Genomic DNA, 10826 nt, shown 5'->3' with positions numbered 1-10826 from the left:
GATCGCCAGCGGCTGACCTGGCACGACCGCGCGAGCGCCACGCGGGTGCTGCGGATACCGAAGCGCTGACCTGCCCCCTGGTAGCGCCGGGCCATGCCCGGCGGACGTGGGATATCGCACACCTTCGCCGGGCATGACCCGGCGCTGCCGGAATCAGCCCGATTTGCGTCGGAACAACAATCCGGACACCGCCAGCATCACGATCGGCGGCAGCGCGTAGGCAATGCGGTAATCGAACTTCAGCGCGCCGGCCATGCGGCCGAAGAACAGCTGCAGCAGCCAGAACGCCAGCGCGAACAGGATGCCCAGGAACAGGCGCTTGCCCATGCCGCCACTGCGCAGCGAACCGAACGCGAACGGCACCGCCGCCAGGCACAGCGCCAGCACATTCAACGGATAGAACCAGCGGCTCCAGTACACATCCTCGTAGTCGCGTGCATCCAGGCCGTTGCGCTCGCGGTAGGCGATGCTGGTGCTCAGCTCGGAAACGCTGAGGTTGCGCGGCTTGGCGATGCCGGTGGCCAGGGCTCCGGCGTCCAGCTTGGAATTCCACGGCTCACGGGCTGCTTCCTGGCGCGTTGCCGAGCGCTCGCCGAAGGTGTCACGGCGCACGCCGGTCAGCACCCAGCCGTCCTTGTCATGCTCGGCGGTGGCGGCATGGGTCAACGTGCCGACCCGCCCGTCCTCGTTGATCCTGTAGAGGCGCACGTCACGCAGAATAAGCCGCGTGCCCTTGTCGCCAACCAGCTGTTCTTCGCCACTCTGTGCGTTGAGGAACGTGTCACCTTCACGCGCCCACAAGCCGGAGTAACGCGCCACCGCCATGTCGGTGCCCCACTTGGCACTCATCTTCAGCGAATCGGCGCGGTTCTGGCCCCAGGGCCCCAGGGTCTCGGCACTGATCACCATCAGCCCGGTCAGCAGCGACAGGGCGATCGCCACCGACACGCTCAGGCGCTTGCGCGACAGGCCCAGCGCGCGCAGCGCGGTCAGCTCCGAGGTCGCGGCCAGCTGGCCCAGGCCCATCAGCGCACCGATCACCGCCGCGGTCGGGAACATCGTGTAGGCCCGGCGCGGCACGGTGTACAGCACCCAGGCTGCTGCATGGCCCAGCGAATAGCCGTTCTTGCCGATGTCCTTGAACTCGCCGGAGAAGGCCATCAGCACGTCCAGGCCGACCAGCACCGCCCAGGTCAGCAGCACGGTACCCAGCACCGCGCGGCCCAGGTACAGATCGAAACGCATCGGTCGCAGCATCATGCGCGGGCTCCCTTCGGGCGGGCCATGCGGCCGTCACGCGCGTACATCCAGATCGCCAGTGCCAGTAGCGGCAGGGTCAGCCACCACAGGCCAAGCGCCGGCGGAATCTGGCCATTGGCAATCCAGCCACTGCCGATGAACATCATGTTGGTGCCGACCATGTAGGCCAGCAGGGCCAGCATCATCCGGCCGTAGCGCTGCTGGCGCGGCGAACTGCGGCCCAGCGGCACGGTCAGCAGGGCGAAGGCCAGCGCGATCAGCGGCGGGGCCAGGCGGCGGTGCAGCTGTGCCTGCGCCTCGGGGCGCTTGTCGCCGAACAGCGCGGTGGTCGGCATCAGTTCGGGGTCATCACTCTTGCGGGCTTCACTTCCGTCGGGCAGCGCCACGTCGTTGCGGGCGAAGGTCGCCAGGCGGTAATCCAGGCCGCCGGCCACCGGCCCTTCCAGCTGGTGGCCATCATCCAGTTCGAGGAAGCGCTGGCGGGCGCCTTCGAAGTACATGCGACCGCTGGCGGCGGACACCACTTCAAGGCGATCCTCCTTCTGCCGCTGCAGGAACACCCGGCCCAGCTGGCTGCCATCGGGGGAGATCGAGGCGACATACACCACGCCACCATTGGGCAGCGGGGTGAACCGGCCCGGCTCCAGGCCGGCCATCAGCACGCTGCGGTTGGCGTCCTGGATCATCTGTTCGGCGGTGCGCTGGGCCCAAGGCCCCAGCCACAACGAACAGGCGCCGACCACCGCGATCACCGGCAGCACCAGCAGCAGCAGGGGCTTGAGCAGGCGTTTGGGGCCGACACCGATGGCGGTGATGACCGCCATTTCCGAATCGCGGTAGAGGCGGGCGATGGCCAGCAGCAGGCCCAGCATCAGTGCCAGCGGCAGGATCAGCGGCATGTAGACGATGAACTGCAGGCCCAGCTGCGAGAACAGCAGCTTGGCCGGCAGCCGCCCGTCGGCGATGTTGCCGAGGATGTCCACCAGCACGCCGCCCACGCTGACCACCAGCAGGACGATCAGGGTAGCCAGGAAACTCTGGACGAAATCGCCCAATAGATAGCGGTCGAGCTTCAACATGGGGCGGTGGTTTAAACTCTCAGGTTCGTTCGCGGTGCCGCCCAGTCTAGCGTCTGGGCGTAAACGGTCCGCGATTGTACGGACTTGCCAATGGAATCTGCTCAATGGCTCTCGAATTCACCCTGAACCACCTCGCTGCGGCTTCGGCCGCCGTTGACTGCCTCGTCGTCGGCGCCTATGCCGACCATACCCTGACTGCGTCCGCGCAGGCACTGGATGCTGCAAGTGGTGGCCGCCTGGCCGCCCTGGCCCAGCGCGGCGACCTGTCCGGCAAGACCGGCGCCACCACCCTGCTGCACGATCTGCCGGGCGTGACCGCCCCGCGCGTGCTGGTGGTCGGCCTCGGCGATGCCGCCCGCTTCGGCGTGCCGCAGTACCTGAAGGCGGTCGGCGATGCCGTACGCGCGCTGAAGGCCGGCGCTGCCCGCAGCGCACTGTTCACCCTGTCCGAGGTGGCGGTGAAGGACCGCGACGCGGCCTGGGCGATCCGCCAGGCAGTGATCGCCGCCGACCACGCGGCCTACCGCTACACCGCCACCCTGGGCAAGAAGAAGGCCGACGATGCCGGCCTGGCCCAGCTGGCCATCGCCGGTGAGGATGCGCAGGCCCTGGCCCAGGGCCAGGCCATCGCCGCCGGTGTCGAGTTCGCCCGCGAGCTGGGCAACCTGCCGCCGAACTACTGCACCCCGGCCTACCTGGCTGAAGTGGGTGTGAAATTCGCCGGCGAGCATGACGGTGCCGAAGCCGAGATCCTCGACGAGACCCAGATGGAAGCGCTGGGCATGGGCTCGCTGCTGGCCGTGGCCCGTGGCTCGGCCAACCGCCCGCACCTGGTGGTGCTGAAGTGGAGCAATGGCGGCGACGCCAAGCCCTACGTGCTGGTCGGCAAGGGCATCACCTTCGATACCGGTGGCGTCAACCTGAAGACCCAGGGCGGCATCGAAGAGATGAAGTACGACATGTGCGGTGGCGCCAACGTCATCGGCACCTTCGTCGCTGCGGTCAAGGCCAAGCTGCCGTTGAACCTTGTCGTGGTGGTGCCGGCGGTGGAAAACGCCATCGACGGCAATGCCTACCGTCCGTCCGACGTCATCACCTCGATGTCGGGCAAGACCATCGAAGTTGGCAACACCGACGCCGAAGGCCGCCTGATCCTGTGCGACGCACTGACCTACGCGCAGCGCTTCGAGCCGCAGGCACTGGTCGACGTGGCCACCCTGACCGGCGCCTGCCTGGTCGCCCTCGGCCACCAGACCGCGGGCCTGATGAGCAAGCACGACGACCTGGCCAACGAGCTGCTGGCCGCCGGCGAGCAGGTCTTCGACCGCGCCTGGCGCCTGCCGCTGTGGGACGAGTACCAGCCGATGCTGGATTCCAGCTTCGCCGACGTCTACAACATCGGCGGCCGCTGGGCCGGTGCCATCACCGCGGGCTGCTTCCTGTCGCGCTTCGCCGAAGGCCAGCGCTGGGCCCATCTGGACATCGCCGGCGTGGCCAGCGATGAAGGCAAGCGTGGCATGGCCACCGGCCGTCCGGTCGGCCTGCTGAGCCAGTGGTTGCTGGACCAGGTCGCCCGCGCCTGACGCTGTACCTGACCCTGGCCGGCAACCGCCGGCCGGGGCCTCGCCGGTCCAGCCGTCAGCCGGCATGGATCGGCACCTGCCTCACCTGGATGCCGCCATGCCCCGCGCCGACTTCTACCTGATCGCCAAGCCCCGATTCCTCACCGAGCCGTTGCGCCTGGTCTGCGAACTGGCGCGCAAGGCCAACGACGCCGGGTTGTTCACCCTGGTGCTGGCCCGCGACCAGGCCCAGGCCGAAGAACTCGACGAACTTCTCTGGTCGTTCGACGACGATGCCTACATTCCGCACCAGATCGTGGGTGAGGATGTGGACGAGGAAGAGGCGCTGGTACTGATCGCCCCGCCCGGTGGCGAGGCCCCCGTGCGGCCGCTGGTGATCAACCTGCGCGACGAACCCTGGCTGGGCCAGTGCGAGCGCGTGCTGGAAGTGGTGCCGGCCGATCCGGAAGCGCGCGAACCGCTGCGCGAGCGCTGGCGCCAGTACAAGACCGCCGGATACGACCTGAACAAGCACGACATGTAAGCCCTGCGAGGACCCCTTGATGCGCCTGCTGATCGCCCTGATTCTTCCTTGGCTGTCCTTTTTCACCATCGGCCGGCCGTTTGCCGGCATCGTCTGCCTGATCCTGCAGATCACCCTGATCGGCTGGCTGCCCGCCGCGATCTGGGCTGCCTATTCGGTCAGCCAGTACCACACCGACCAGAAGATCCGGCGCACCCTCGGGTCGCGCTGATCTCCCTTCCCGCCTTGATGACTGGTTCCCCCGCATGACCCAACTCGCCTCCAGCTACGACCCGAAGTCCTTCGAGACCGACCTCTACGAGGCCTGGGAGAAGGCCGGCCATTTCAAGCCGTCCGGCAAGGGCGAGCCGTACACCATCCTGCTGCCGCCGCCGAACGTGACCGGCACCCTGCACATGGGCCATGCCTTCCAGCAGACCCTGATGGATGCGCTGGTGCGCTACCACCGCATGCGCGGCTACGACACGCTGTGGCAGGTCGGTACCGACCACGCCGGAATCGCCACCGAAATGGTGGTCAGCCGCAACCTGGCGCTGGAAGGCAACGGCGAGACCCGCGATTCGCTGGGCCGCGAGGGCTTCATCGGCAAGGTGTGGGAGTGGAAGCAGCAGTCCGGCGACATCATCGAACGGCAGATGCGCCGGCTCGGAACCTCGGCCGACTGGTCGCGCAGCACCTTCACCATGGACCCGCAGCCGTCCGAAGCGGTGATCGAGGCCTTCGTGCGCTGGCACGAACAGGGCCTGATCTATCGTGGCCAGCGCCTGGTCAACTGGGACCCGGTGCTGAAGACCGCGATCTCGGACCTGGAAGTGGAGAGCGCCGAGGAAGACGGTTTCCTGTGGTCGATCGCCTACCAGCTGGATGAAGGCCTGAGCTACGAGCACGTCGAGCGCGATGCCGACGGCGTCGAAACCCTGCGCGAAACCCGCGATTACCTGGTGGTCGCCACCACCCGCCCGGAAACCCTGCTGGGTGACACCGCGGTGATGGTGCACCCCGAAGACGAACGCTACCTGCACCTGATCGGCAAGAGCGTGGTGCTGCCGCTGACCGGCCGCCGCGTGCCGGTGATCGCCGACGACTACGTCGACCGTGCGTTCGGCACCGGCGTGGTCAAGGTCACCCCGGCGCATGACTTCAACGACTACCAGGTGGGGGTGCGCCACGGCCTGCCGATGATCAACCTGTTCACCCCGGTGGCCGCGATCAACGACAACGCGCCGGAACGTTTCCAGGGGCTGGACCGTTACGACGCGCGCAAGGCCGTGCTGGGTGAACTGGAAGACCTGGGCATCCTGGTCGAGACCAAGGCGCACAAGCTGCAGGTGCCGCGCGGCGACCGTACCGGCCAGGTGATCGAGCCGTACCTGACCGACCAGTGGTTCGTGAAAATGGACGAACTGGCGCGTCGTGGCCTGGAGCTGGTCGAGGACGGGTCAATCGCCTTCGTGCCGCCGAACTGGATCAACACCTACCGCCACTGGATGACCAACATCCAGGATTGGTGCATCAGCCGCCAGCTGTGGTGGGGCCACCGCATTCCGGCGTGGTTCGATGCCGCCACCGGCAACTGCTACGTCGGCCGCAGCGAAGAGGAAGTGCGGGCGAAGAACAATCTCGGCAGCGACGTCGTGCTGAGCCAGGAAAGCGACGTGCTGGAGACCTGGTTCTCCTCGCAGCTGTGGCCGTTCTCCACCCTGGGCTGGCCGAACGAGCAGGCGATGGCCGAGCGCGGTTTCGACCGCTACCTGCCGTCGTCCGTGCTGATCACCGGCTTCGACATCATCTTCTTCTGGGTGGCGCGCATGATCATGGCCACCGACAACCTGACCGGCAAAGTGCCGTTCAAGGACGTCTACTTCACCGGCCTGATCCGCGATGGCCAAGGCCAGAAGATGTCCAAGAGCAAGGGCAACGTGCTCGACCCACTGGACATCATCGACGGCATCACCATTGATGATCTGGTGGCCAAGCGCACCGGCGGGCTGATGCAGCCGCGCATGGTGGAGAAGATCGAGAAGGCCACGCGCAAGGAATTCCCGGACGGCATCGCCGCCCATGGTGCCGATGCGCTGCGTTTCACCATCGCCGCACTTGCCACCCATGGCCGCGACATCAAGTTCGACATGAACCGCGCCGAGGGCTACAAGAATTTCTGCAACAAGCTGTGGAACGCCAGCCGCTTCACCCTGATGAACACCGAAGGTGCGGCGTTCACCGGCGTGCCGACGCCGCGTACCGATGCCGAGCGCTGGATCCTCTCGCGCCTGGCCGCTACCACCGCCGAAGCGCAGGGTCATTTCGCCGCGTATCGCTTCGACCTGCTGGCGCAGTGCCTGTACGAGTTCGCCTGGAACGAGTTCTGCGATTGGTTCCTGGAGCTGAGCAAGCCAGCGTTGAACGGTGCCGATGCCGCCGACGCTGACAGCACCCGCCACACCCTGCTGTACGTGCTGGAAGCGCTGCTGCGCCTGCTGCACCCGCTGACCCCGTTCATCACCGAGCAGCTGTGGCAGCAGCTGGCGCCGCGTCTGGGCCTGGCCGAAACCACGCTGTCGCTGCGTCCGTACCCGACCGCCGCCGAGTTCGAGGGCGATCATGCACAGGCCGAGGCCGACGTTGAATGGTTGAAGGCGGTGATCAGTGCGGTGCGCCGCGTGCGCAGCGAACTGAACGTCGCCCCGTCCAAGCTGGTGCCGCTGCGCCTGCTGGCCGGCCAGGAACAGGACCGCGTGCGCATCGAGCGCTTCAGTGCCTCGCTGTCGTTCCTGCTGAAGCTGGACAGCATCCAGTGGCTGGCCGACGCGCAGAGTGCGCCGCCGGCAGCCGCCGCGATCGTCGGTGAGCTGAAGCTGCTGGTGCCGCTGGAAGGCCTGGTTGATCTCGATGCCGAGCGCGCGCGCCTGGACAAGGAGATCAAGCGCGTGGAAGGCGAGCAGGAGAAGAGCGAGACCAAGCTGGCCAAGTTCTCCGACAAGGTGCCGCCGGCGGTGATCGAGCAGGAGCGCGTGCGCCTGGTCGACTGGAACAACCAGCTGGCCGGCCTGCGCGAGCAGCGCGCGAAGCTGTAACGCCTCCGTGGTGGGTGCGGACCTTGGTCCGCACCGCTGTGACGTGCCAACCAAGGTTGGCACCTACCAGAACGCCAACCTTGGTTGGCACATTTTCAAGGCTGACGCCGGGCAATGCCCGGCGTTTCATTTTTCCCCGCATGGCATCATCACCCGATGCCACTTTCCATCTTCCTGCTGGTCCTCGCTGCCGCGGCACTGCATGCCAGCTGGAACGCGATCGTCAAACGCGGACCGGACAAATTCCTCGGCACGGTACTGGTCACTGGCAGCGCCGCGCTGCTGTCTGCGCTCGTGCTGCCGTGGCTGCCCTTCCCCGCCGCGGAAAGCTGGCCGTGGCTGGGCGCGTCGGTGCTGCTGCAGGTGACGTATTACGCGTTGGTCGCACGCTGCTACCAGCAGGTCGACATGAGCCTGGCGTATCCGATGATGCGCGGCTGCGCGCCGATCCTGGTTGCGCTGGCCGGCGCCGTGCTCGGCGAACGCCTACCGCCGTCGGCCTGGCTCGGCGTCATCCTGGTGAGTGGCGGCATCCTGTGCATGGCCCGCGGCGCACGCAGCGGCCAGCTGCGGCTGCCGTTGCTGACCGCCGCGATGATCGCCACCTACACGCTGGTCGATGCGCAGGGCGCACGGCTGTCCGGCAATGCGCTGAGCTATACGTTGTGGCTGTTCCTGCTGTCGGGCATTCCGTTGCCGCTGTGGGCACTGCATCGGCAGCGCGGCAAGCTGCTGGCGTATGCGCGCCAGCACTGGCCGCTGGGTGTGGCCGGCGGCATCGGCACCACCGCATCGTATGCGATGGCGCTGTGGGCGATGACCCAGGTGCCCGTGGCCATGGTGTCGGCGCTGCGCGAATCGTCGATCCTGTTCGCGCTGCTGATCTCGGTGTTCCTGCTGCGCGAGCGGGTACCGCGTGCACGCTGGACGGCGGCGACGTTGATCGTGGCCGGCGTGTTGGCGCTGCGGCTGGCGTAAACAACGCATCGGTAGCGCCGGGCCATGCCCGGCGAGCGCAGCGGCCACGCGACGCCGATTACAGCGGCGGCATCGTCTCCAGCTCGCCGTCCACCAGTTCGATCGCCATCACCAGCGCATCTTCGCGCCCCTGCGCAGCAGGGTAGTAGCGGGGGCGCCGGCCGATCTCGTTGAAGCCTTCGCTGTGATACAGCGCCAGGGCTGGCGTATTGGACGGACGCACTTCCAGGAACACCCGCTGCGCACCCCGATCACCGGCCAGGCGGACCAGCGCACGCAGCAGCTCACGGCCGAGGCCACGCGACTGCACCAGCGGATCGATGCAGATGTTCAGCACATGTGCTTCATCGGCAGCGAGGCTGAGCACGCCATAGCCGATCAACAGGCCATCGCGCTCCATGGCCAGGCCAGGGTAACCGGCGCGCAGGCAATCCAGGAAAATGCCGCGGGTCCAGGGATAGGGGTAGCCACGCACTTCGATGGCCATCACCGCGTTGAGATCGCTCTCGCGCAGCGCACGCATCGCCACCGGCCCGGGCTGGCTGACCGCACTCACGCGATTCCGCCCTTGCGCAGCGCGCGCAGCTGCGGCCACAACGCGCGCTTGGCTGCAGGGTCACGACGCAGTTGTTCCAGCGGCCAGCTTTCCATCAGCGTCTGTGTGGCCGGATCGTTGGGATTGCAGCCCGAGGCGCGCAACAGCGCGATCTGCAGGCGATCTGGCAGGCGCACCAGCGGCTGGCGCGCGTTGCCGGTGGGTAGCGGACGTGCCGCCGCCGGTACGGTATCCGGCGCCGCCACCGGCACGGCAGTGCGTGGTGGCGAGCGCTCGGGCCGCTGTTCCGGCGCAGGATCGCGCTGGTTGCGCGTGTGCTGCATCGAAGGCGGAGCCGTGCGCGGCGGCTCGACCGCCGCAGGCATCGATGCCTCGGCTTCGGCCACGCTCAGCTGCAATGCCGCGTCCATCTCGGCGGCCAGCTGGCCGTCGTGATAGACGGTGTAGCCCATGGCCTGCAGCCAGGCCTGCTGGGCCGGGGACCACAACACGGGCAGGTCCTGGCTCACGCCGCCTCAGGCTTCTTGCGCAGGCGCTGCACGCCCCACATCACCGGGCCTGACAGGGCGTAGAGGATGCCGACGACGAGCAACACGCGTGGCAGGTCGATCACCGCGATGGCGATGCCGATCGGCACCAGCGCCAGCACCAGGAACGGGACGCGGTCCGAACGTGCGCCCTCCTTGGCGGCGCCACCCTTGAAGCTCCAGAAGCGGATGCGGCTGACCATCAGCAATGCGGCGACAAGGGTCACCGCCAGCGCCACGAAGCGCAGCTCGTTGCCGTTCCAGCCCAAGGTGCCATCGGCGAAGGCCCAGACGAAGGACATCATCAGACCGGCAGCAGCCGGGCTGGCCAGTCCGACGAACCAGCGCTTGTCGACCACGGCCACCTGGGTGTTGAAGCGGGCCAGGCGCAGCGCCGCGCAGGCGGCGTACAGGAACGCCACTGCCCAGCCCAGGCGACCGACCAGCTCACCGTCGTATTTCAGTTCCGACAGGGACCAGTGGTACATCACCAGCGCCGGCGCCATGCCGAAGCTGACCAGATCGGCCAGCGAGTCGTACTGCACGCCGAACTCGCTGCTGGTGCCGGTCAGGCGCGCGACGCGGCCATCAAGGCCATCCATCACCGCCGCCACGAACACGGCGATGCTGGCATTGACGAAATCCCCGTTGGCCGCGGCGATGATGGCGTAGAAGCCAGAGAACAGCCCAGCCGTGGTGAACAGGTTGGGCAGCAGGTAAATCGTGCGCGAGCGCGGCGGCGGTGTGATCGGGTCCATGGAATCCAGTTTAATCGACTTGCCAGCGGTCGGCGCCAATGCTGCAATCGGCGTTCTACGCCCATTCTGCGGAGTTTGCCATGCGTGCCCTGTCCTGCCTGGGATGCCTGCTGCTGTTGGCCAGTACCACTGCGCTGGCCGGCCCTGTCTACAAGTGGAAGGACGCCAAGGGCGTGACCCAGTATTCGGAAACGCCGCCGACGGGGGCCAAATACGAGACCCGAGCCCAGGCCAGGACACCGGCGACGGACGCGGCCCCGGAGCCTGCCGCCGCGCCGGTGCCGGAACAATGCAGCACCGCCCGCGCCAACGTGGCGCTGCTGGAGGGCAGCGGCCCGGTGATGCAGGACACCGATGGCGACGGCAAGGCCGATACCGCGCTTACCCCGGAACAGCGCAGCGCGCAGAAGGGCCTGGCCGAGGCGGCGATCAAGGCGTACTGCCCACCGGCGGGTTAAGGGGGTATCGGCCGGGCGGCGCCCGGCACC

11 protein-coding genes and 1 pseudogene are annotated in these 10826 nt (G+C 67.5%); 7 read left to right on the top strand and 5 right to left on the bottom strand.

Translation table 11 applies throughout. The features are described from left to right. Nucleotides 1-69: pseudogene (locus tag DBR20_RS22875) on the top strand (RDD family protein); the annotation flags it as partial. Nucleotides 70-153: 84 nt separating this feature from the next. Here DBR20_RS22875 and lptG read toward each other — a convergent pair. Continuing rightward, complete coding sequence (lptG, locus tag DBR20_RS08920) at nucleotides 154-1260, bottom strand: LPS export ABC transporter permease LptG (RefSeq protein ID WP_100462846.1); 1107 nt, start codon at nucleotides 1258-1260, stop codon at nucleotides 154-156. Beyond that, a complete protein-coding gene (gene lptF / locus DBR20_RS08915) occupies nucleotides 1257-2339 on the bottom strand; it encodes an LPS export ABC transporter permease LptF (RefSeq protein WP_108265934.1) in 1083 nt (360 codons plus the stop codon). Before lptF ends, lptG begins: the two co-directional genes overlap by 4 nt. A 104-nt stretch (nucleotides 2340-2443) precedes the next feature. Here lptF and DBR20_RS08910 point away from each other — a divergent pair, with 104 nt between their 5' ends. From DBR20_RS08910 to DBR20_RS08890, 5 genes are all read left to right on the top strand, one after another. Then, entirely contained in the window at nucleotides 2444-3922 is a 1479-nt protein-coding gene (locus tag DBR20_RS08910) for a leucyl aminopeptidase (RefSeq protein ID WP_108265933.1), read from the top strand. 97 nt (nucleotides 3923-4019) lie between these two features. Continuing rightward, nucleotides 4020-4445: a DNA polymerase III subunit chi gene (locus tag DBR20_RS08905; RefSeq protein ID WP_025879359.1), complete on the top strand. Its 426-nt coding sequence runs from the start codon at nucleotides 4020-4022 to the stop codon at nucleotides 4443-4445. A 19-nt stretch (nucleotides 4446-4464) separates the two neighbouring features. Further along, complete coding sequence (locus tag DBR20_RS08900) at nucleotides 4465-4656, top strand: YqaE/Pmp3 family membrane protein (protein WP_025879360.1); 192 nt, start codon at nucleotides 4465-4467, stop codon at nucleotides 4654-4656. Nucleotides 4657-4690: 34 nt separating this feature from the next. Next, entirely contained in the window at nucleotides 4691-7519 is a 2829-nt protein-coding gene (locus tag DBR20_RS08895) for a valine--tRNA ligase (protein ID WP_108265932.1), read from the top strand. A 156-nt stretch (nucleotides 7520-7675) separates the two neighbouring features. Continuing rightward, entirely contained in the window at nucleotides 7676-8497 is an 822-nt protein-coding gene (locus tag DBR20_RS08890) for an EamA family transporter (protein ID WP_108265931.1), read from the top strand. A gap of 58 nt (nucleotides 8498-8555) precedes the next feature. Here DBR20_RS08890 and rimI read toward each other — a convergent pair whose 3' ends face one another. The 3 genes from rimI to pssA are packed head-to-tail and all read right to left on the bottom strand — an operon-like array spanning nucleotide 8556 to nucleotide 10338. Continuing rightward, nucleotides 8556-9053 (bottom strand): ribosomal protein S18-alanine N-acetyltransferase, encoded by a 498-nt coding sequence (gene rimI, locus DBR20_RS08885; RefSeq protein ID WP_089238655.1) that lies wholly within the window; start codon nucleotides 9051-9053, stop codon nucleotides 8556-8558. Then, the gene (locus DBR20_RS08880; RefSeq protein ID WP_181393053.1) at nucleotides 9050-9505 is read right to left on the bottom strand and encodes a hypothetical protein; all 456 of its coding nucleotides are present in this window, start codon (nucleotides 9503-9505) and stop codon (nucleotides 9050-9052) included. The genes rimI and DBR20_RS08880 overlap by 4 nt, the downstream gene beginning before the upstream one ends. A 53-nt stretch (nucleotides 9506-9558) precedes the next feature. Beyond that, nucleotides 9559-10338, bottom strand: a complete 780-nt coding sequence (pssA, locus tag DBR20_RS08875; RefSeq protein WP_089238651.1) for a CDP-diacylglycerol--serine O-phosphatidyltransferase — start codon at nucleotides 10336-10338, stop codon at nucleotides 9559-9561. Nucleotides 10339-10418: 80 nt separating this feature from the next. Here pssA and DBR20_RS08870 point away from each other — a divergent pair, with 80 nt between their 5' ends. Beyond that, nucleotides 10419-10796, top strand: a complete 378-nt coding sequence (locus DBR20_RS08870; protein WP_108265936.1) for a DUF4124 domain-containing protein — start codon at nucleotides 10419-10421, stop codon at nucleotides 10794-10796. Nucleotides 10797-10826 lie beyond the last annotated feature (30 nt).

The organism is Stenotrophomonas sp. HMWF023, assembly GCF_003060985.1.
Lineage (GTDB): Bacteria > Pseudomonadota > Gammaproteobacteria > Xanthomonadales > Xanthomonadaceae > Stenotrophomonas > Stenotrophomonas lactitubi.
This window is presented reverse-complemented; position numbering and strand designations above follow the sequence as displayed.

Excerpts from the sequence above, each read along its gene's own strand:
- DBR20_RS08880 (WP_181393053.1), bottom strand. The coding sequence starts at position 9,505 with ATGGGCTACACCGTCTATCACGACGGCCAGCTGGCCGCCGAGATGGAC.
- lptG (WP_100462846.1), bottom strand. The coding sequence starts at position 1,260 with ATGATGCTGCGACCGATGCGTTTCGATCTGTACCTGGGCCGCGCGGTG.
- pssA (WP_089238651.1), bottom strand. The coding sequence starts at position 10,338 with ATGGACCCGATCACACCGCCGCCGCGCTCGCGCACGATTTACCTGCTG.
- lptF (WP_108265934.1), bottom strand. The coding sequence starts at position 2,339 with ATGTTGAAGCTCGACCGCTATCTATTGGGCGATTTCGTCCAGAGTTTC.
- DBR20_RS08910 (WP_108265933.1), top strand. The coding sequence starts at position 2,444 with ATGGCTCTCGAATTCACCCTGAACCACCTCGCTGCGGCTTCGGCCGCC.
- DBR20_RS08895 (WP_108265932.1), top strand. The coding sequence starts at position 4,691 with ATGACCCAACTCGCCTCCAGCTACGACCCGAAGTCCTTCGAGACCGAC.
- DBR20_RS08900 (WP_025879360.1), top strand. The coding sequence starts at position 4,465 with ATGCGCCTGCTGATCGCCCTGATTCTTCCTTGGCTGTCCTTTTTCACC.
- DBR20_RS08870 (WP_108265936.1), top strand. The coding sequence starts at position 10,419 with ATGCGTGCCCTGTCCTGCCTGGGATGCCTGCTGCTGTTGGCCAGTACC.
- DBR20_RS08890 (WP_108265931.1), top strand. The coding sequence starts at position 7,676 with ATGCCACTTTCCATCTTCCTGCTGGTCCTCGCTGCCGCGGCACTGCAT.
- DBR20_RS08905 (WP_025879359.1), top strand. The coding sequence starts at position 4,020 with ATGCCCCGCGCCGACTTCTACCTGATCGCCAAGCCCCGATTCCTCACC.